A 20,054-nucleotide genomic window follows, 5' to 3' on the forward strand; every position below is an offset into this window, starting at 1 on the left:
GATGGATCTGCAGCTCGAAGGACGCGTCGCGCTGGTGACCGGGGCGAGCGCCGGGATCGGCCGCGCCACGGCGCAGGCGCTCGCGGCGGAGGGTGCCGACCTGGTGCTGGTCGCCCGGCGGTGCGCCCTCCTCGACCGGCTCGCCGACGACGTGACGGAGACCGCCGCGCAGCGGGGCGGCCGGGTCGCCCGCCCGCTCGTCGTCGAGGCGGACCTCACCGACCCGCTCGCGGCCGCGCGGATCGCCGACACCGTGGCCGCCGAGCTCGGGCGGCTCGACGTCCTGGTCAATGTCGCGGGAGCGGCCGAGCAACCCGGCGACGTCCTCACCGAGGAGCTGTGGCAGCGCCAGTTCGAGCTCAACTTCCATGCCAAGCGGCGCCTCGCCGAGGCGCTGCTGCCGATGCTGCGGGGCAGCGGGCGTGGGCGGGTCGTGAACTTCGTCGGGCTGCTCGAGCCGACGGTCGTGTCGGCCGCCCAGGCCGCCGTCGCCGCCTGCATCCTGTGGTCCAAGGCGCTCTCGCGCGAGGTCGCCGCCGACGGCGTCACCGTCAACTGCGTCGCCCCCGGCCGGATCGACAGCGAGCAGGTCGGCCGCACCTACCCCACCGCGGAGTCGCGGGCGGCGCTGATCCGCAGCCGGATCCCCGCCGGCCGGTTCGGCCGCCCCGAGGAGGCCGCCGCCCTGGTCGCGTTCCTGGCCTCCGGTCCGGCGTCCTATGTCACCGGCGACGTGCTCAGCGTCGACGGCGGCATGCACTGGTCCATCTGACCCGACTCGGCCTCCCCGGCGTCCCCACCGCCGGGGAGGCCGAGCGCGACGGTCAGGCAGAGGACCTGGCGCGGGTCGTCGAGCAGGTCGCCGTACAGCTCGCGGAGCCGGGTCATCCGGTATCGCACCGTCTGGGGGTGGACCACCAGCGCCCGGGCGACGTCGTCGCGCCGGCCCAGGTGGACCAGCCAGGCACGGAGCGTCTCGAGCAGCCTCTCCCGCGTCGCCGGCCGCTGTCCCTCGAGGGGCGCGAGCACCTGTCGGCGCAGGTCCTCGAGCGCGACCGGATCGGACGACAGCACCAGCTCCGGGAGGTGGGCGTCGGTGTCCGGCCCGAGCCCGAGCCGGCGGGCGCGCACGGCGCGGTCGACCGAGCGCCGTACGTCGAGCCAGGGCGTCGCCTGCCCCACCGTCGCCGCGTGCCGGGCCGCCAGGCGCAGCAGCACGGCACGGCGCTCGTCGTGCAGGTCGGGGACGAGCACGAGCGCGATGCCCTCGAGGCCCTCGAGGCCCTCGAGACCGTCCACGGCGTCCGTCGACTGCAGGGTCCCGGCGGGCAGCGCGGCGACGGCGTCGCGCACCCGATCCTCCGGGAGCAGTACGGCGGTCAGCGACTGCGGGGGCTGCCAGCCGGCCGTCCTCGCTGCGGACAGGACGACCTCCCGGCCGTGCCCGGCCACGAGATGGCGGACGACCCGCTCGAGCAGCCGCTGACGAGCCTGCCCGGCTGTCGTCAGCTCGTCGGTGTGACCGGCCGCGGCCGCCGCCGAGAGCTCGTCGATGTAGGCGAAGACCAGCTCGGCGAAGTCGACCAGCGCCTCCGGCTCGGCGCCGGCCTCGACCAGCGGCGTCGACATCTGCCGCCAGGCCACCCGGGCACCGACCCGGAAGGCCGAGAGCAGGGCCGCGATCGACCGGCCGCTGCGGGCCTCGCCCCGGCCGAGCTGGTACGAGCCGTCGACCGCGGGCGCGGTCGGTGTCGTGCGACCGTCGGCGCCACCGCTGGCCAGGGAGAGGAAGCCGGCCAGCGCCATCTCCACGGCGCGCCGGATGGTCGCCCCCATGCTGCCGTCGAAGGCGTGCGCGTAGCTCGGCACCTCCTCGACCACGGCGTCGACGACGCACTCCGCGACCTCCGGGAGCCGCGCGCGGATCCCGGCGATCGCGTCGGGCGACACCTGCGCCTCGTCAGAGGCCGACGATCTCGGCGTAGCGCCTCATGTCCTTCTCATAGCTCTCGTCGCCGATCCGCGGGGACACCACGACCTCGTCGATGCCGAGGCGGAAGGCCTCCTCGATGTAGGCCCGGTCGTCCTCCCAGTCCTTCTCGGTGGCGCCCTTGCTGCGGCGGCCGACCTTGAGGGAGAGCTCCGACATGTCCCGGCCGGCGGCCTCCATCAGGACCGTCAGCTTCTCGGTGAAGACCTTGATGTCCTCGTGCGTACGGCTGTAGCCGGCCCACCCGTCGCCGTACTTCACGATCCGCTCCAGGGTCGCCCGGCTGTTGCCGCCGACGATGATCGGCAGGCGTGCCTGCGCGGGCTTGGGGAAGCAGTAGAGCGGCTCGAACTCGACGAACTCGCCGGAGAAGGAGGTCTCCTCCGCCTCGTCCCACAGCGCGCGCATGGCCGCGAGGTACTCGTTCATCCGCTCGCCGCGCCGCTCGAAGGGCACGTCCAGCGCGGCGTACTCCTCCTCCGACCAGCCGACGCCGACGCCGAACTGGAACCGGCCGCCGCTGAGCTGGTCGATGCTGGCGACCTGGCGGGCGGTGATGATCGGGTTGCGCTGGGGCACCACGAAGACGTACGTGCCGATCCGCAGGGTCGTGGTGGCCGCCGCGATCGAGCCGGCGAGCACGAGCGGGTCGTGGACGCCCAGCATGCGGTGCACCTCCTGGGCGCCGCCGGACTCGTAGGGGTACTGCGAGCGGTAGCTCGGGAAGAACACGACGTGCTCGGGGAGCCACACCGAGTTGTAGCCGATCTCCTCGATCAGCTGCGCGGCATCCATCGACCAGCGCCCGTCGCGCGGCCCGGACCCGGGGAACAGCTCACTGATGCCCAGCTTCACCGCTGGCCTCCTGTCGTGTCGGTCGAGCCGGCCGCTCCGGCCAGCTGCTCCTTGAGGACGTGCTTCATCACCTTCATCCCCGAGTTGCGGGGCAGCTCGTCGAGGAAGAAGAGGTGGACCGGCTTCTTGTAGCCGGCCAGCTGCGAGCGGGCGAAGTCGCGGACCTCGTCGACGGTCGCGGTCGATCCGGGGCGCAGCACGACGGCCGCGGAGACCGCCTCGCCCCAGCGCTCGTCCGGCAGCCCGAAGACCGCGGCCTCGGTGACGTCGTCCATCAGCATGAGCACGCGCTCCACCTCGGCGGGGTACACATTGGCGCCGCCGCTGATGATCAGCTCCTGGGCGCGGCCGGTGAGGTAGTAATAGCCCGCCTCGTCGCGGTAGCCGAGATCGCCGGTGAAGTACGAGCCGTCGCGCAGCACGGCCGCGGTCTTCTCCGGCTGGTTGTGGTAGCCGGAGAACATGGTGTCGGCCTCGATGACCAGCTCGCCGACCTCCCCGGCCGGCAGCGGGTTCCCGTCGGCGTCGACGACGCGCATCGAGGATGTCGGAAGCGGCCGTCCCACCGTCTCGAAGATGCTGTCGGCGCCGCCGAGGCCGCGCCAGTCGGACCGGTTGGTGATCGTGATCGGCCCGACCACCTCGGTCATCCCGTAGGTCTCGACGAGGCGGTCGTCGATGAGCGCGACCAGGTCGGCGGCGAGCTCGGGCGGCAGCGGGCCGCCGGAGTGGAGCACCGACTGCAGCGTGTCGAGGGCGCCCGGGTGCAGGCGCAGCGCCTCCATCAGGCCGGGGATGAGGGGGGTCAGGCCGAGGGTGAAGGTGGCCTTGTTCTCCACCATGTGGCGTCCCCACTCGTCGGGACTGGCGCCGGCGATGAAGGCGACCGTGCTGCCGGTGTAGAAGTGCGGGAAGATCACGCCCCACAGCCCGGACACGAAGGACCAGCCGCCCGGGAAGGCGGCGTGCCCCTGGAGCGGGAAGCGGTAGGCGTAGGGCACCAGCTTGATGCAGTTGACCACGGCCCGGTGGCTGACGAGGACGCCCTTGGGGAAGCCGGTCGTGCCGCTGGTGTAGCCGACCAGGGCGATGTCGTCGGGGGTCACCGGGGTCGGCACGGGCTCGCTCGTCGCGCCCGCGAGGGCGGCGTCGAAGGACTCGGCACCGGCCGGGGTGGGATCGCCGATCGCGAGCCAGGCCGCGAGGCCGGCGGTCGTGGTCATCTCCGCGGCGACGCCGGCGACGCCGTCGGTGTGGACGAGCGCGACGGCGCCCGAGTCGGAGATGACGTAGTCGACCTCCGGCGCGGTCAGCCGGTCGTTGACGTGGACGGCGGTGTAGCCGCCGAGGGCGAGCCCGACGTACACCTCCAGCGACTCGACCCGGTTGGCGCCGAGCATCGCGGCGACGAAGGACCCGGGCGCGACGCCGCGGTCGCGCAGGGCGTGCGCGAGCCGCCAGCCGCGGTCGATCACCTCGCCGAAGGTGCGGCTGTGCTCTCCGACGGTCACCGCCACGTTGTCGTGGAACCGCCTGCCCGCGTTGGCGAACAGGACTCCGAGGGTGTCGCTCATGCGTGCTCCTTGAGGTCGAACAGCCGGATTGCGTTGCCTGCGAGGAAGAGCCCGAGCTCGTCGTCGGTGAGGACCGCAGGATCGCCGTCGTACGGCGAGGCGAGGTCTCGCACCATGCTGACCCAGCGCTCCAGGTCGGCGCCGTCCGGGTCCTCCTTCGGCCCCCGGCAGATGTCGGAGCCGAAGACCAGCCGGTGCGCCCCGACCTGGGCGCGCATCGCGCGCACCCGGCGCCGGAACTCGGGGTAGTCGATGCCGGCCAGGCGCTGCCAGAGCGACAGCTCGAGATAGGCGTGCTGCCAGCCCGTCGCGCAGTCGAGGGCCTCGCTCCACCAGGCCTCGATGCCGGCATGGGCGAAGGACACCCGCAGCGCCGGGTACGACGCCAGGAGGGCGCCGACCTCGGCCGGGCGGCAGCGGATCACCTGCAGGGGGTCGCCGCCGAGCGGGCTGCAGTGGATGACGGCGGGGAGCTCGCGCTCGACCAGCGCCTCGAACAGCCAGGCATGGGCGGGATCGCGCAGGTCCCAGCCGGCCGCGGGATAGAGCTTGAAGCCGCGGCAGTGCGGGTGCGCGGCAGCCGCCTCGAACAGGGTCCGTGCGTCGGCGTGGCGGGGGTCGAGACCGGCGGCGAAGTAGAGCCGCCCCTCGTTGCGGGAGCAGACGTCCTCGTACCGCGCGTTGAGCGCGCCGATGGGCAGGTGCTCACCGCCCGGGGCGCCGACGATCGTCCAGTCGACCACCGGGACCAGCCCCGCCGCGACCCCTGCCCGGTCGAACGCGGCCACCGTCAGTAGCGCGTCCGGGTCGCTCTGGCCGACGGCCACGTGCGCGAGGATCTCCTCGGGGTGCCGCTCGGGGAGCCGGCGTCCGGCCCCCTGCCGCGCCCAGGCACGCCGCAGCCCCTCCGGGAGCCAGGTGGCGTCCCAGACGTGCATGTGGGCGTCGATGACGAGGTCGGTCACGGATCAGCCCTTCGCCAGGACGTGCACGCTCGAGACGGCGGTCAGCCAGTCGACGACGCCGCCGCCGATCTGGACCACCGCACGGCGCGGGTCCGCCACCTGGAGATCGCCCGCCTCGCCGCGCAGCTGGCGGACGACGTCGTGGATCTGCGCCAGGCCGCTGGCGCCGAGGGCGTGGCCGCGGCCGACCAGGCCTCCGGAGCGGTTGACCGGCATCGCGCCGCCGGCCTCGGTCACGCCCTCCATCGCCCAGCGCTGCTCCTCGCCGGGCTTGCAGAGCCCGACGTCGGTCCAGGCCATCAGCTCGTAGGCGACCGAGGCGTCGTGCACCTCGGCCAGGTCCATGTCGCCGGGGCCGATCCCCGCCTGCTCGTACGCCGCGTGCGCCGACGCCTCGACGGCGTTGGGGGCGTCGGGCCGGTCGGCCGGCGGGCGGGTGGCCATCCGCGAGGCGAGGATGTCGACCGAGCGGCCGGAGGCGACGGCCTCGGGCCGGCTGGTCACCACGACCGCGGCGGCGCCGTCGCTGACCGGGGAGCTCATCAGCACGGTGAGCGGCTCGACGACCACGCGGGCGCTGAGGACGTCCTCGGGCGAGCCGCCGAAGCGGCGGTGCGCGAAGGGGTTGAGCCGGGCGCTCTCCAGCGAGCGGGAGGCGACCCGGGCCAGGCCCTCCATCGTCACGCCCCGCTCCTCGAAGAGGGTCGCCGCGAGCCGTGCCTGGCGGTCGACGAACGGGCTGCGCTCCTGACCGGCGCCGTCGCCGGTCGCGAAGCCCTGCTCGACGTCCATGCCCGCGGCGTACGCGCTGAAGGTGCGCTGCCGGTCCTCGTGGTTGGCCTTCTCGACGCCGAGCGCGAGCACGGTGTCGTACATCCCCGACGCAACGGCCATCCAGGCGAGATGGAGGGCGTTGCCGCCGGAGGCGCAGGCGTTCTCGACGTTGTGGATCGGGATGCCGGCCAGGCCCATCGGGTAGCCGACGACCTCGCCGCGGATGCACTCCTGGCCGGTGATCAGACCGGCCAGCGCGTTGGAGAAGAACATCGCCTGCACGTCCTTGACCCCGATGCCGGCATCGGCGAGGGCGGCGTCGACGGCCACCCTGCCGAGGTCCTTCATCGACTTGTCCAGGAACTTCCCGAACGGGCTCATCCCGACACCGCTGACGACGACCTTGCTCATCTGCTGCTCCTCCTGTTCACGACACGACTGGGGGACGGGCCAGGCCGCGCTCACGCCGCCGTCCACGAGAAGGCTCTGGCCGGTCACGTAGCCGGCGTCGTCGCTCACCAGGAACGCGACGGCGCCCGCGGCCTCCTCGGGCCGGCCCTCACGCCCCATCGGTACGACGGCCGCGCGGGCCGCGCCGGGGGCGTCCCCGAACTCGCGGCGCACCAGGGCCGAGTCGATATTGCCGAGGACCACCGCGTTGGACCGGATCCCGCGGTCGGCGTACCGGACGGCGACATGGCGCATGACGGCGAGCTGTGCGGCCTTGGTGGCCTCGTACGACAGGGAGCGGCGGCTGCTGTAGACGCCGGCGGTGGACCCGACGAAGGCGAACGCCCCGGAGCCCTGGGCCAGCATCGGGCCGAGCGCGGCCTGCGCGGTCAGCCAGTGCGAGCGGACGTTGACGTCGGACGCGAGGTCCCAGTCCTCCAGGCTCTGCACCTTCAACGGCTCCCGGCCCGACAGCCCGACATTGCAGACGACGACGTCGAGCCGGCCGGCGCCGTGCTCGACCGCGGCGGCGACCGCGGCCCGGCAGGACTCGGGGTCGGCGGCATCGACCTCGACCGCCAGCCCCGGCCCGCCGAGGTGCTCGACCGTCGCCTCGGCGCGGGCGAGAACCTTGTCGCCGACGACGACCGTGGCGCCCTCGGCGGCCAGGCGCAGCGCGATCGCGCGTCCGTTGCCCATGGGCAGGGCCTCCCCCGGCCGCGCCGGGCCGTCGCTCCCGCCGCCGAGGACGTAGGCGACCCGGCCCTCCAGACGACGCTCCCCGGCGGCCATCAGTAGCTCCGCGGGAGGCCCAGCACCTGCTGGGCGATGAAGTTGAGCGACATCTCCTGGCTGATCGGCGCGAGCCGCATGATCCGCGCCTCCCGCCAGTAGCGCTCGACGTGGTACTCCTCGGCGTAGCCGAGCCCGCCGTGGGTCTGCACGGCGCGGTCGGCGGCGTCGTAGCCGGCGTCGGCGGCGAGGTACTTGGCCATGTTCGCCTCGGCGCCGCAGGACAGGCCGGCGTCGTACCGGGCGGCGGCGACCATGGTCAGCTCCCAGGCGGCCTCGAGCCGTGCGTAGGAGTCGGCGAGCGGGTGGCTGAGCGCCTGGTTGCTGCCGATCGCACGGTCGAAGACCCGGCGCACCTTGGCGTACTCCGTGGCCCGGCGCAGCGCGGCGTGGCCGATGCCGGTGGCCTCGGCGGCGATCAGGATCCGCTCGGGGTTGAGGCCGGCCAGGATGTGCTTGAAGCCCTTGCCCTCCTCGCCCACGAGCCGCCAGCCCTCGACCGGCAGGTCGTCGTAGAAGGTCTCGCAGGTGGCGACCGCGTTGCGGCCGGCCTTGGCGATGGGCCGGATGTCGACGTGGTCGGGGTCGAGGTCGATCAGGAAGAGGCTGAGCCCGTCGAAGCGGCCGGCGTCGGTGTCGGGGGCGGGGGCCGTGCGGGCGAGCATCAGCGCCATCGACGACTCGAGCGCCTTGCTGGTCCAGATCTTCTGACCGCTGATCCGCCAGCCGTCGCCGTCGCGGACCGCGCGCGTCTTGATCCGGGAGGTGTCGGTGCCGGCGTCCGGCTCGGTCACGGCGAAGGCGACGTGGAGGTCGCCGGCGGCGGCCGCGGGGAGGAAGGTCTCCTTGAGGCGGTCGTTGCCGTACTTGATGACCGGCTGGAGGCCGAAGACGTTCATGTGCAGGGCGGTGCAGCCGTTCATCGCCGCCCCGGAGGCCGCGACCTCGCGGAGCAGGATCGCCGCCTCCGTGACGCCGCGGCCGCCGCCGCCGTACTCCTCCGGGATGGCGAGGCCGACCCAGCCGTCCTTCGCCAGGGCGTCGAAGAACTCCCAGGGGAACCGGTGGTCGCGGTCGCAGGCCGACCAGTAGTCGTCGTCGAACCCGGCGATGCGCTCGCGGATCGCCGTGGCGATCAGCTCGTGCTCGGGGTCGCGCAGCTCACGCATCGGCGACCGCCGGCAGGGAAACGGTGCGTCGGAACGTGAGCTTCATCGTCGTCCTTCGTGAGGGGTGTTCGGTGAGCGACTCTCGTCGCACAGTAGAGCATGCGCTTGATTAGAATCAAGCGTTTGCTTTACTGGAGTCATCGGTCGATCCCGTAGACGTCGAAGGCGTGCCGGGTGTCGCAGTACTCCCGGATCTCGGCCAGGCGGCCGTGCTCCGCGCGGAGCACGAAGACGTAGCGGTTCTGGTAGGTGCCGCCACGGCGGTGGACACCGTGGCCCTGCACCTCGACCGCCACCAGCCCGGTGCGGTCGACGTCGTCGTCGGTCACCACGCGGTGCGCGCGCAGGCGCAGCCCGTCGGGGAAGGTCGTGCGCAGGCCGCCGATCCGGGGAGCCCGTACGGCGACCGGGACGCGGCCCACGACCACCAGCTCGGCGTCGGGGTGCGCCGGAGCCTCAGGCCCCGCGGTGCGCGTGCGGCCGCCGTCGGCCCACCAGGTCGCCGTCGGCGTGCAGAGGGCGAGCAGGCGATCGCCGTCGGCCGCCTCGAGGGCGCCGAGGAAGTCGGCGGCGAGCCGCTCGCCGGGCCCGGCGCGATCCGCCCCGTCCGCGAGGACGTCGGCGACGGGCTCCGGCGCGAGCGATCGACGCTCCAGGCCGCGGCCGTCGAAGACCGCGGCGCTGTGCGCGGTGTCGAGGTACTCCCGCAGCGAGGTCACCGCGCCGTCGCGGACCGTGAGCACGAAGGCGTACCTGTTCCGGTAGGGCCGCTCGCCGCGGAACAGCCCGTCGCCCTCGACCTCCACCACGGCCACGTCGCCGCCCGCGAAGGACCGGCGGACGTGCTGCCGGACGCCGCCGGGGAAGCGCTCCGGCACCGAGCGGAGCAGGTCGCACTTCGCCTGCGCCGGCATCAGCCCGTGCAGGGGCCAGGGACGGTCGTCGCCCGGGTCGACGTCGAGCCTGCCGGCGGCGCGGTCCAGGCCGGTGTCGACCCACCACGTCCCGTCCGCCGCGAAGCAGCGTCGTACGCCCTCCGCGTCGTTCGCGTCCAGCGCTGCCAGCAGGCGCAGCGCCGGGGCGAGGGGCCCGGTGACCGTCATCGGGTCAGGCACCGGCTCCGGCGCGGTCGCCGTCCGACAGGAGCTGGACGAGGACGCCGAGCTCCTGCTGGAAGGAGGTCATCACCTCGGCCAGGTCGGGGTCGTTCACCGTGTCCCAGCTGTCGCGCAGCGCCTCGGGCGTGACCTCGCGGGAGAAGAAGCCGGGCGTCTGGGCGATCACGACCCGGGCCACCCGGCCGCCGCCCACGTTGTAGACCTCGCCGGTCGTCTCGCACTCGGCGGCGGCCAGCCACAGCACGAGCGGCGCCACCAGGCTCGGGTCGAGCCGGTCGGCCAGGTCGCCGAGCAGGTTCTCCGTCATCCGGGTCCGCGCGCCGGGCTCGATGGCGTTGACCTGGATGCCGCTGCGGGCGCCCTCGATCGCGAGGGTCTTCGTGACGCCCCAGATGCCGGCCTTCGCCGCGGCGTAGTTGGTCTGGCCGAAGTTGCCGAAGATGCCGGCCGCCGACGTCGTGTTGATGATCCGCCCATAGCCCTGCTCGGCCATGACCGGCCAGGCGGCCTTGCTCATCCAGATCGTGCCGCCGAGGTGGACGTCGAGGACCGGGCCGACCTCCTCGGGGGTCAGCTTCGCCATCGACCGGTCGCGCAGGATGCCGGCGTTGTTGACCAGGATGTCGAGCCGGCCGTAGGTCTCGGTCGCCGTCGCCACGATCCGCGACGCGCCCTCGAGGGTGCTGACGTCGTTGGTGTCGGGGATCGCGATCCCGCCGGCCGCCCGGATCTCCTCGACGACCTGCTCGGCGGGCGACGCCTCGCCGCCGGCGCCGTCGAGGGCGCCGCCGCGGTCGTTCACGATCACGGCGGCGCCGCGGGCGCCGAGCAGGAGTGCGTGCTCGCGGCCGAGTCCTCGTCCGGCTCCGGTGACGACGGCGACGCGACCGTCCAGCCTGATCTCGCTCATGGTGGGTGGGGCTCCTTCTGGTTCGGACGGGCTTCGACGGGTCAGCCGAAGAGGGCGGACATGACCTCCGCGCGACCGCGCACGGCCTCCGCGGTTCCGTCGGTGACGATCTGGCCGCGCTGCATCACGTAGACGCGCTCGCTCACGGCCAGGGCGAGCTCGGCGTTCTGCTCGACGAGCAGGATCGTGGCACCGCCGTTGTGCAGGGTCTCGATGGTCTGGAACAGGACGTCGACGATCGACGGCGCGAGGCCCATCGACGGCTCGTCGAGCAGCAGCACCTCCGGACGGGTCATCAGGGCCCGGCCGAACGCCAGCATCTGCTGCTCGCCGCCGCTCATCGACGCCGCGAGCTGGTCGCGCCGGTCGGCGAGCCGGGGGAACAGGTCGAAGACCTCCGCGAGCTGCTCCCGCTGCTGGGCCTTGGTGCTGCGCCCGCTGTAGGCGGACAGCTCGAGGTTCTCCAGCACGGTCAGCGGAGGCGCCACCCGGCGTCCCTCGGCGACGAGGGCCACGCCGGAGCGGACCACCCGGTGGCAGGCCCAGCCGGTGATGTCGCGGCCGCCCACCGTCACCGTGCCGCCCGAGGGCTTGTGCAGGCCGGCGATGGTGTTCAGCGTCGTCGTCTTGCCGGCGCCGTTGGAGCCGATGAGGGCGACCAGGGTCCCCTGGGCGACCTCGATGTCGACCTCACGAACCGCCGGGACCGCGCCGTGCGCGGCGGAGAGTCGCGATACGCGCAGCATCGGATCGCTTTCCAAAGTAGGCCTCCTTGACCTCGTCCTGCTCCAGGCACCACGTGGGCGCACCCTCGGCGAGGAGTGCACCGGAGTTCATCACCGAGACGGTCTCGCAGAACTCCTCGACGAGCCGCATGTTGTGCTCGATGAGGATCAGCGTCAGCCCCAGCTCGCGGAGCTCGACCAGCAGCCGACCCACCTGCTCCGACTCGGCGTCGTTCATCCCGGCGGTCGGCTCGTCCAGCAGCAGGACCTTGGGGTTGGTCGCCAGCGCGCGGGCGATCTCGACCCGGCGCTGGTCGCCGTACGACAGGGTCTCGGCGAGCGCCGAGTGCGGCGCCCGGCAGCCGACCTTGTCCAGGAGCTCGGCCGCGCGCTCGCGCATCTCGCGGCGCTCCCGTCGCTCGGCCGGGCTCATCAGGATCGCACCGGCGATCGTCGAGCTCCGCTGCATGTAGGCGCCCGCCACGACGGTCTCCAGGACCGTCAGGCCGGGGAACAGGCGGATGTTCTGGTACGTGCGCGCGACGCCGCGCCGCGCGATCTGGAACGGCTGCATCCGGGTGACGTCGTGGCCGAAGACGTCGAGCCGGCCGGAGTCGGCCTGGATGAAGCCGCTCACCATGTTGAGCACGGTGGTCTTGCCGGCGCCGTTCGGGCCGAGGATGCCGTGGATCCTGCGCGGGGGCACCTGGATCGTCACGTCGTCGACCGCCTTGAGGCCGCCGAACGCCTTGGTGAGGCCGACGATGTCGACCGCGAGCCCGGTCACGACGCCACCTCCGCCGGGACGGCGGGCCGGGGGTCGCGCGGGTCCGGGCCGTCCGGCTCGGAGCCTCCGCCCTTCGGTCGCCACCAGCGCGAGCGCACCAGCCGGAGCCGTCGTACGTCGACCAGGCCGCGCGGCATGTAGATGATGATGAGGACCAGGAGCACGCCGGTGACGACCCGGTCGTACTCCCCCATCGGCTCCCGGAGGAGCTCCGGGAGGATCGTGAAGACGATCGCGCCGATGATGGGTCCCAGCCAGTGGAAGGCACCGCCCAGGACGACCGCCGCCAGGGTGACGAAGCCCAGGTGGGTGTAGAAGGTGTCCGGGCCGATGTACTGCAGGAAGCTGGACTGCAGGATGCCCGCGACCCCGCCGAGGGCACCGGAGATGATCATGCCGACGAACTGGATGCGGCGGGGCGAGATCGCCAGCGTCTCCGCGACGGCCGGGTCCTCCCGGACGGCGTCGGCGGCGAGCCCGAAGCGCGAGCCGGCGAGCCGCGCCATCACGTAGCCGGCGACCACCAGGGTCCCGATCAGCCAGGCCCAGGTGCCGAGGTCGCCCGGGACGAGGGTGCCCGTCGCGCCGCCGGTGTACTCCGGCAGGTTGAGGATGAGCACCCGTCCGATCAGCACCATGGCGATGGTGGCCATGGCGAGGTAGTGGCTGTCGAGGCGGACCAGCAGGCCGGCGGTCAGCGCGCCGAGGACCGCCCCGAGGGCCGCGCCCAGCAGCAGGCCGAGGAAGGGCGACAGGCCGAGCGTGCCGGCGACGTAGCCGAAGGTGAAGGCGCTGACCGCACCGAAGAAGACCGGCGCGAGGCTCAGGACGCCCGTCCACAGCGACGCGTAGATCGCCAGGGCGAAGAGCGCGTTGACCCCCGCGAACTGCAGGGTGATCATCCAGGCTGTTGTGCTCACGAGTCGTTCTCCTTGCTCAGGCTCGGACGAGCTGTCGTTCGCCGAAGATGCCCTGCGGCCGGACCACGAGGACCACCAGCAGCACCCCGAAGGTGATCGCGTCCCGGAAGCCGGACGAGATGTACTGCGCGCTCATCACCTCGAGCACGCCGATGGCGACGCCGAGCAGGGCCGCGCCGCGGATGTCGCCGTAGCCGCCCACCACCACGGCGGCGAAGCCCTTGAGCAGCAGGGCCTCCCCGATGCCGAACGACACGTTGTTGTCGGACAGGGCCGCGAGGATGCCGGCCAGTCCGGCGATGGCGGCGGCGAGGAAGGCGACCGCGATCAGGGTGCGCCGGGCGTTGACGCCGACGATGGTCGCCGACCGCGGGTCCACCGACACGGCACGGACCGCGGCGCCGAACCGGCTGCGGGTGAGCAGGAGGTGCACCGCGGTCACGATCGCGACGAGGGCGATCACACTGATCACCTGCGCGGGGAGCAGCAGCAGCCCGGCGAACCGGATCGGCTCGGTGGGGACCGAGTCGGTCGGGTAGCTGGTGGCCGACGGGCCGCTGAAGGCCTCGGCGAGGGTGAGCAGCACGATCCAGATGCCGATGCTGGCGATGATCGGGGCGAAGACGCCGGCGTTGCGCTTGCGCAGGGGCTCGAAGGCGATCAGGTCGGCGGCGACGCCCAGCCCGCCGGCGAAGACGACGCCGAGGACGAGGGCGAGCCAGAAGCTCAGCCCGTGCTCGAACACCAGCCAGTACGACGACAGGGCGCCCCAGGTCGCGAAGGTGCCGTGGGCGACGTTGAGGATGCCCATCTTGGCCAGGATCAGCGAGAACCCGACCGCGAAGAGCGCGTAGATCGACCCGAGTGCGATGCCGTTGAGCAGCTGTTGCATCAGCAGGTGCACGGAACGGTCCCTTCCTTCTGGCGAGCGACGCCGAGTCCGGTCCCGTCGCTGAATCAAGCGCTCGCTTGAAGGGCAAGTAAGCCACGTCACACACCCCCTGTCAAGAGGTGAATCAAGCACTTGCTTAAATTCATGGCAGGGACTACGTTCGCGGTTGCCCCGGGACCGCCGGACGACCCAAGGAGGTGGCCGCGTGCAGCTGCCCGCGCACCGCACGCCCAGCGAGGCAGTGCGCCGCATCCCCCCCGGAGCGGCGATCGTGGCCTCCCCCGGATGCGGGACGCCGGAGACGCTGCTGACCCACCTGGCCGGCGCCGCCGACCTGCTCGGCCGCCCGACGCTCTACTCCGGCCTGCAGCTCGGCGACTACCCCTTCCTCGACGCCGCCGCCGAGGGACTGCTCCGCTACCGCACCTGGCATCCCTACGGACCCGCCCGGGCCGCCCTCGCCCCCGGCCGGGTGGAGTACGTCCCGGCGCGCGGATCCGCCGTACCCGGGCTGCTCGACCAGTGGGAGACCTCGGTCGCGCTCGTCCGCGTCTCCCCGCCGGACCGCAACGGCTGGTGCAGCCTCGGGCCGTCCGCGAGCTACGTGTGCCACGCGGTCGCCCGCGCCGCGCTCGTCATCGCCGAGGTCGACCCGCACACGCCCCGCACGACCGGCGACTCCCTGCTGCACGTCTCCCAGCTCGACGTCCTGGTGGACGCGGACACACCGCCGTGCGAGTTCCCCGCCGCGGTCCGGGACGAGGTCAGCGACCGGGTCGCGGCCCACGTGCTCGGGCTGCTGCCCTCCGAGCCGACCCTCCAGCTGGGCATCGGCGCCGTCCCCGAGGCGATCACGGCGTTCCTCGCCGAGAGCGGCGTCGGCCCGGTGCGCGTCGTCGGCATGGCCAACGACGCGATGGTCGGCCTCTTCGAGCGCGGGCTGCTGCGCTGGACCGACACCGGCGACACCCCGGCGATCTCCGCCGCCGAGCTGATGGGCACGCGCGCCCTCATGGAGTTCGCCGACGGGAATCCCGCGATCGTGCTGCGCGACAGCCGGGTCGCCCATGCTCCCCGGGTGCTGGCGCAGATCCCGCGGCTGGTGGCCGTCAACTCCGCCGTCGAGGTCGACCTGGCCGGCCAGGTCGGCTCCGAGCTGGTCCGCAGCCGGCAGGTCTCCGGGATCGGCGGCAGCGCCGACTTCGTCGAGGCCGGCTTCGGCTCGGACGGCGGGCTCTCCGTCATCGCGCTGCCCTCGACCACCCCCGACGGCCGGCACAGCCGGATCGTCCGGCGCCTGGGGGCCGACGTCGTCTCGCTGGCGCGGCACACCCCCGACGCCGTGGTCACGGAGTACGGCGTCGCCTGGCTCCGCGGCCGCACCGAGGCCGAGCGGGCCGAGGCCCTCGCGGCCGTCGCGCATCCCGACCACCGGGACGGCCTGCTCACCCCCACCGAGCCCGAACCACGCAACGAGGAGACTCCATGACCGTCCACACCCGCCGCGGCCGCTACTACGAGGAGATGATCCCGGGCGACGTGTTCAAGCACGAGCCGGGACGCACGATCACCGAGGCCGACAACGTCCTCTTCTGCAGCATCACCCTCAACACGCAGAGCCTGCACCTCGACGCGGTGAAGTCGGCGGAGTCGGAGTTCGGCCAGCGGCTGGTCAACAGCCTGCTCACCCTCGGCATCGTCTGCAGCATCGGCGTACCGGACCTCACCCAGAAGACGACGATCGCCAACCTCGGCTTCCAGCAGATCGCCTTCCCCGCGCCCGTCTTCATCGGCGACACGCTCTACTGCGAGACCGAGATCAAGGACCGCCGGCCGTCGGCCTCCCGCCCCGGGCAGGGCATCGTCACCCTCGAGCACCGCGGTCTCAACCAGGACGGGGTGCTGGTGTGCACGGCGGTCCGCACCGCGCTCGTGAAGTTCGTCCCCGAGGGCGAGACCGCGCTCGCCTGACATCGGAGGACCGGCATGACCACCCCCACGGAGACCGACGACCCCACCCTCCGGCTGCAGCGGCTGGAGCAGCGGCTGGCCGAGCTCGAGAGCGTCCGCGCGATCGAGGCGCTCGCCAGCCGCTACCACACGCTGTGCGACGGCGGCTGGGCCGGACCGAGCCATGCGGACGTCGACGCGCTCGCCGACCTCTGGCTGCCGGACGGCGTCTACAGCATCAACGCCGCGCGGCCGCCCTGCCGCGGCCGGGAGGAGATCCGCGAGCAGTTCGTCCGGCTCCGCTCCTCGATGCCGTGGATCCTGCACACCTTCACCAACAGCGAGATCGACGTCGACGGCGACCGGGCGACGGGCACCTTCAAGGGCATCGCCTACTACCGCCGCGACGGCGGCAGCCACGTCGTCGTCGGGTCGTACGCCGGCCGTTTCGTCCGCACCGGCGAGGGATGGCGGTTCGCCTCCTGGGTCGCCGACCTGGCGCACGGCTCCGTCCTGACGCCGCCCACGGCGGAGGAGCGGTGAGCCTGCCCGCCGGCCGGTGGGGTGCCTGGTCCAGCGCGCTCCGGCTGCGCGAGGCGCCCGCCGCCCAGGATGCCGCCGCCGCCCTGGAGGAGGCGGGCTGCTCCGCGCTGTGGATGACCGGCGGCCTCGCCGACCCGTTCCCCCGTGTGGCGGAGCTGCTCGCCGCCACCTCGCGCACCGTCGTGGCCACCGGCATCCTCAGCATCTGGACCATGGCGGCCGACGACGTCGCGAGCGCCGTCCGCGCGCTCCCGGACCCCGACCGGTTCCTGCTCGGGCTGGGCGTCAGCCACGCCCAGCTCGTCGACCACGCCGACCCCGGTCGCTACCGCCGACCGCTGAGCCGGATGCGCGGCTATCTCGACGAGCTCGACGACGCCGGCGGCCCGGATGCCGGGCACCGGGTGCTCGCAGCCCTCGGTCCGCGGATGCTCGAGCTCGCCGCCACCCGCGCCGCCGGGGCGCACCCGTACCTGACGACGCCCGAGCACACCGCGAGCGCCCGGGACGCCCTCGGCCCGGGGCGTTCCTCGCCCCGACCCAGATGGTGGTGCTCGAGGCCGATGCCGGCCTGGCCCGGGCCGCGGCCCGCCGCCACCTCGCGATGTACCTCGGCCAGCCCAACTACCGGTCCAGCTGGGAGCGCCTCGGCTTCACCGAGGAGGACGCCGGCCAGGGCGGCTCGGACCGACTGGTCGACGGCCTCGTCGCCTGGGGAGACCCGGAACGGGTCGCCGCGCGGCTCCACGAGCACGTCGCCGCCGGCGCCGACCACGTCTGCCTCCAGGTGCTCGACCGCGAGGCCGGCTGGAAGGACCAGGCCCTCCCGGTCGCCGACTGGCAGCGCCTCCTGGCCGCTCTCGCCCCTTGATCAGGCACGACGTGGCCTGAGAATTGCGCCGACCCGGCGGAATCAGGCGGACCAGGGGGTGAGCGCGCCGTCCTCGCCCCAGACGAGGTACCGACCGGGCTCCTCGACCTCGGCCTGGCCCTCGGTGTAGCGCAGCGATCCGTAGACCGATACCTGCTCCTCGATCGCCGCGAGCGCCTTCGCGACGTCGGCCGGGTCGCCGCTGCCGGCGTCGCGCAGGGCGGTGGCGACGAGCCACAGGGCGGTGTAGCCCTGCGCGGCGAACATGTCGGGCGCCTCGCCGTACTCCTCCTCGTAGGCCGCGGCGAAGGCGGCGCCCTCGTCGTTGACGGGGAACGCGGCGCTGAACGGCGTCGGGAAGACGGTGCCGGCCAGGTCGCCGCCCGACGCGTCGTAGGCCGCGCGGCTGTCGGCACCGACGTTGGAGACGATCGGCTTGTCCCAACCGCGGCTGCGCAGCGCCTTGGCGAGGTTGGCGGTGGAGGAGCCGATGGTGCTGGCGACCACGACGTCCGGGTCGATGCTGGCGATCTCGGTGGCGACGGAGGTGAACGACGTCTCGGCGGTGCCGACGCTGATCGTCTTGGCGAGGCGGACGCCGTGGCGCTCCAGGCCCGTCTCGTAGACCGCCGCATCCTGCACCATCGCGTCGTTGTCGTCGTTGACGACCATCACCGCGTCGCCGAAGCCGCTCGCCGGGAGCACGGTGTCGAGGAACTGGTCGTACATCCCGCCCGGCGCCGAGGGGACCTCGAACGGCCGGAACAGGTACGGCGGGTCCGCCAGGTCGTCGAGGATGGAGACGGTCACGACGCCGGGGACGCTGCTCTCCTTCAGCAGCGGCGACAGCGCTCCGGCCTCGCCGCCGAGCGTGCAGCACAGCACGGCGGACGCGTCGTCGGCCTCGAGCTGCCGATAGGCGGCGATCGCCTTGCCCGGGTCGCCGGCGGTGTCGACGATCTCGAGCTCGATCCGCGCCCCGTCGGCGAGGAAGCCGCTGTCGTTGATCTCCGCGACGGCGAGCTCGATCCCCTGTGCGACCGGCTTGCCGGCGAAGGCGCCGGGCCCGGACTGCACGATCGGCGCGCCGATCAGGTACGTCGTCGCGCCGTCGTCGTCCGACGAGGAGCATCCGGCGAGGACGCCGCCGGCGACGGCGAGGGCGATGAGGGTGCGGGCGGCTCGGCGCATCGGGCGCTCCTGTCAGGTGGGGGCAGAAGGATCAGAGGGTCGCTGCGCTGCCGAGCACGAGCGTGCCGGAGCTCATGAACATGCCGCCGACGCCGGTGCAGACGCTGACGTCGACGCCGTCGACCTGCGCGGGGGCGGTGCCGCGGACCTGGCGCACGGACTCCTGGATGGCGAACATGCCGTACATCCCGGTGTGGGTGTACGACAGCCCGCCGCCGTTGGTGTTCATCGGCAGGCTGCCGCCGGGGGCGGTGTTGCCGTCCTCGATGAACGCCGGCGCCTCGCCGCGGCCGACGAAGCCCAGGTCCTCGAGCCCGTAGATCGGCACGTGGGCGAAGGCGTCGTAGATCATCAGGTGGTCGACGTCGGCGTGCGCGACGCCCGACTGGGCGAGGGCCCGCTCGCCGCCGACCCGGATGGCCCGCGACGACGTCAGGCTCTCCAGCCCGGAGACGACCGACGACTCGCTGGACTCGCCGGCGCCGAGGACGTACACGGGCGGGTGGGGCAGGTCGAGCGAGCGGGCCCGCTCGGCGGAGGTGAGCACGAGCGCGCCGCCGCCGTCGGTGACCAGGCAGCAGTGCAGCAGGTGCACGGGATCGGCGATGACGGGCGAGGCGAGCACGTCCTCGACGGTGATCGGGTCGCGCAGCTTGGCGCGCGGGTTCATCGCCGCCCACCGGCGCTGCACGACGGGGACCAGCGCGAGCTGCTCGCGGGTCATGCCGTACTCCGCCATGTAGCGGCGCACGCCGATCGGGAACAGCGACGGCGCGCCCACCGGGCCGTGCGGCACCTCCAGCTGCGCCATGAACGACTGCGGCGCCGGCGCCCACGGCGTCATGCCGATCCGCGAGCGCCCCGACTCGCCGTGGGTCACGAGGACCGTCTCGCACAGGCCCGCGCTGATCGCGGCCATGGCGTGCCGCACGTGCAGCATGTACGACGAGCCGCCGACGTTGGTGCCGTCGAGATACTCCGGCACGATGCCCAGGTAGTCGGCGACGTCGACGGGCATCTCACCCGCCGAGGCGACGCCGTCGACGTCGGCCGGGGTGAGTCCGCAGTCCGCGAGCGCGTTGAGCGCGGCGTCGACGTGCAGCTCCAGGGCGGACTTGTCGGGGATCTTCCCCAGGTCGGTGCTCTCGGCGGCGCCGACGATCGCGATCGCTCCGCGCAGGCTCATGCCGTGGCCTCCTCGAGGTCGAAGCAGACGACGCGGCGCTCGCCGCGCTCCTCGAAGGCCACCCGCACGGGCGCGTCGACCTCCAGCCGATCCGGCCGGTCGGTGCGGACCACGCCGGTCAGGCGCGGTCCCTCCGCGAGCGCGACGACACCGAGGGCGTACGGCGCCTCGAAGCCGGCCGGCCCGCGGTGGTTGACGACGAACGACAGCAGGACGCCCGTGCCCGCGGCCGGGACCAGCTCGACCGAGCGCGCACCGCAGCGGGGGCAGCTGCTGCGCGGGTACAGGAAGAACGACCCGCAGGCCGCGCACCGGGGCACGGTCAGCTCACCGGCGTCGATCCGGTCGAACCAATCCCGGGTGTCCGGGGTGGGCGTCGGGACGGGCTTCAC

Annotated in this window: 20 protein-coding genes; 5 read left to right on the forward strand and 15 right to left on the reverse strand. The window is 73.2% G+C overall.

The features are described from left to right. Position 1: 1 nt before the first annotated feature. Complete coding sequence (locus FIV44_RS12770; RefSeq protein WP_141004765.1) at positions 2-772, forward strand: SDR family NAD(P)-dependent oxidoreductase; 771 nt, start codon at positions 2-4, stop codon at positions 770-772. On the opposite strand, the gene FIV44_RS12775 is transcribed toward FIV44_RS12770, so the two are convergent. From FIV44_RS12775 to FIV44_RS12830, 12 genes are all read right to left on the reverse strand, one after another. Continuing rightward, positions 718-1,950, reverse strand: coding sequence for a PucR family transcriptional regulator (locus FIV44_RS12775; RefSeq protein WP_141004766.1), 1,233 nt, complete (start codon positions 1,948-1,950; stop codon positions 718-720). The genes FIV44_RS12770 and FIV44_RS12775 overlap by 55 nt on opposite strands. Before the next feature lie 10 nt (positions 1,951-1,960). Next, the gene (locus FIV44_RS12780) at positions 1,961-2,845 is read right to left on the reverse strand and encodes an LLM class F420-dependent oxidoreductase (protein ID WP_141004767.1); all 885 of its coding nucleotides are present in this window, start codon (positions 2,843-2,845) and stop codon (positions 1,961-1,963) included. Further along, complete coding sequence (locus FIV44_RS12785; protein WP_141004768.1) at positions 2,842-4,419, reverse strand: class I adenylate-forming enzyme family protein; 1,578 nt, start codon at positions 4,417-4,419, stop codon at positions 2,842-2,844. The genes FIV44_RS12780 and FIV44_RS12785 overlap by 4 nt, the downstream gene beginning before the upstream one ends. Then, positions 4,416-5,384 carry an amidohydrolase family protein gene (locus FIV44_RS12790; RefSeq protein ID WP_141004769.1) on the reverse strand — a complete coding sequence of 323 codons (969 nt, stop codon included), beginning with the start codon at positions 5,382-5,384 and terminating at the stop codon, positions 4,416-4,418. The genes FIV44_RS12785 and FIV44_RS12790 overlap by 4 nt, the downstream gene beginning before the upstream one ends. A gap of 3 nt (positions 5,385-5,387) precedes the next feature. Then, positions 5,388-7,400 (reverse strand): SDR family oxidoreductase, encoded by a 2,013-nt coding sequence (locus tag FIV44_RS12795; protein WP_141004770.1) that lies wholly within the window; start codon positions 7,398-7,400, stop codon positions 5,388-5,390. Next, a complete protein-coding gene (locus tag FIV44_RS12800) occupies positions 7,400-8,569 on the reverse strand; it encodes an acyl-CoA dehydrogenase family protein (RefSeq protein WP_141004771.1) in 1,170 nt (389 codons plus the stop codon). The genes FIV44_RS12795 and FIV44_RS12800 overlap by 1 nt, the downstream gene beginning before the upstream one ends. Positions 8,570-8,706: 137 nt before the next feature. Next, complete coding sequence (locus FIV44_RS12805; protein WP_141004772.1) at positions 8,707-9,672, reverse strand: nuclear transport factor 2 family protein; 966 nt, start codon at positions 9,670-9,672, stop codon at positions 8,707-8,709. A gap of 4 nt (positions 9,673-9,676) precedes the next feature. Continuing rightward, positions 9,677-10,597, reverse strand: a complete 921-nt coding sequence (locus FIV44_RS12810; protein WP_141004773.1) for an SDR family NAD(P)-dependent oxidoreductase — start codon at positions 10,595-10,597, stop codon at positions 9,677-9,679. A gap of 41 nt (positions 10,598-10,638) precedes the next feature. Further along, positions 10,639-11,343 carry an ABC transporter ATP-binding protein gene (locus tag FIV44_RS12815; protein ID WP_141004774.1) on the reverse strand — a complete coding sequence of 235 codons (705 nt, stop codon included), beginning with the start codon at positions 11,341-11,343 and terminating at the stop codon, positions 10,639-10,641. Then, positions 11,288-12,109 (reverse strand): ABC transporter ATP-binding protein, encoded by an 822-nt coding sequence (locus FIV44_RS12820; RefSeq protein WP_181411145.1) that lies wholly within the window; start codon positions 12,107-12,109, stop codon positions 11,288-11,290. The genes FIV44_RS12815 and FIV44_RS12820 overlap by 56 nt, the downstream gene beginning before the upstream one ends. Next, positions 12,106-13,029 (reverse strand): branched-chain amino acid ABC transporter permease, encoded by a 924-nt coding sequence (locus tag FIV44_RS12825; RefSeq protein ID WP_141004775.1) that lies wholly within the window; start codon positions 13,027-13,029, stop codon positions 12,106-12,108. The genes FIV44_RS12820 and FIV44_RS12825 overlap by 4 nt, the downstream gene beginning before the upstream one ends. A 16-nt stretch (positions 13,030-13,045) precedes the next feature. After that, the gene (locus FIV44_RS12830) at positions 13,046-13,933 is read right to left on the reverse strand and encodes a branched-chain amino acid ABC transporter permease (RefSeq protein WP_181411146.1); all 888 of its coding nucleotides are present in this window, start codon (positions 13,931-13,933) and stop codon (positions 13,046-13,048) included. Between the two features lie 193 nt (positions 13,934-14,126). Here FIV44_RS12830 and FIV44_RS12835 point away from each other — a divergent pair, with 193 nt between their 5' ends. The 4 genes from FIV44_RS12835 (at position 14,127) to FIV44_RS31340 (ending at position 17,285) form a co-directional block, all read left to right on the forward strand. Continuing rightward, positions 14,127-15,410 carry an acetyl-CoA hydrolase/transferase family protein gene (locus tag FIV44_RS12835; protein ID WP_141004777.1) on the forward strand — a complete coding sequence of 428 codons (1,284 nt, stop codon included), beginning with the start codon at positions 14,127-14,129 and terminating at the stop codon, positions 15,408-15,410. Beyond that, the gene (locus FIV44_RS12840) at positions 15,407-15,892 is read left to right on the forward strand and encodes a MaoC family dehydratase (protein ID WP_141004778.1); all 486 of its coding nucleotides are present in this window, start codon (positions 15,407-15,409) and stop codon (positions 15,890-15,892) included. Before FIV44_RS12835 ends, FIV44_RS12840 begins: the two co-directional genes overlap by 4 nt. Before the next feature lie 15 nt (positions 15,893-15,907). Continuing rightward, complete coding sequence (locus FIV44_RS12845) at positions 15,908-16,414, forward strand: nuclear transport factor 2 family protein (RefSeq protein ID WP_141004779.1); 507 nt, start codon at positions 15,908-15,910, stop codon at positions 16,412-16,414. A gap of 544 nt (positions 16,415-16,958) precedes the next feature. Next, on the forward strand, positions 16,959-17,285 hold the full coding sequence (locus FIV44_RS31340) for an LLM class oxidoreductase (RefSeq protein WP_219996429.1): 327 nt from the start codon (positions 16,959-16,961) through the stop codon (positions 17,283-17,285). A 42-nt stretch (positions 17,286-17,327) separates the two neighbouring features. On the opposite strand, the gene FIV44_RS12855 is transcribed toward FIV44_RS31340, so the two are convergent. From FIV44_RS12855 to FIV44_RS12865, 3 genes are read right to left on the reverse strand one after another with little or no spacing between them, the layout of a single operon-like run. Next, positions 17,328-18,476, reverse strand: coding sequence for an ABC transporter substrate-binding protein (locus tag FIV44_RS12855; RefSeq protein ID WP_141004781.1), 1,149 nt, complete (start codon positions 18,474-18,476; stop codon positions 17,328-17,330). Positions 18,477-18,507: 31 nt separating this feature from the next. After that, a complete protein-coding gene (locus FIV44_RS12860) occupies positions 18,508-19,662 on the reverse strand; it encodes a thiolase C-terminal domain-containing protein (RefSeq protein WP_141004782.1) in 1,155 nt (384 codons plus the stop codon). Next, positions 19,659-20,054: a Zn-ribbon domain-containing OB-fold protein gene (locus FIV44_RS12865; protein ID WP_141004783.1), complete on the reverse strand. Its 396-nt coding sequence runs from the start codon at positions 20,052-20,054 to the stop codon at positions 19,659-19,661. Before FIV44_RS12865 ends, FIV44_RS12860 begins: the two co-directional genes overlap by 4 nt.

Origin of the sequence: Nocardioides humi, from assembly GCF_006494775.1 — a bacterium.
GTDB lineage: Bacteria > Actinomycetota > Actinomycetes > Propionibacteriales > Nocardioidaceae > Nocardioides > Nocardioides humi.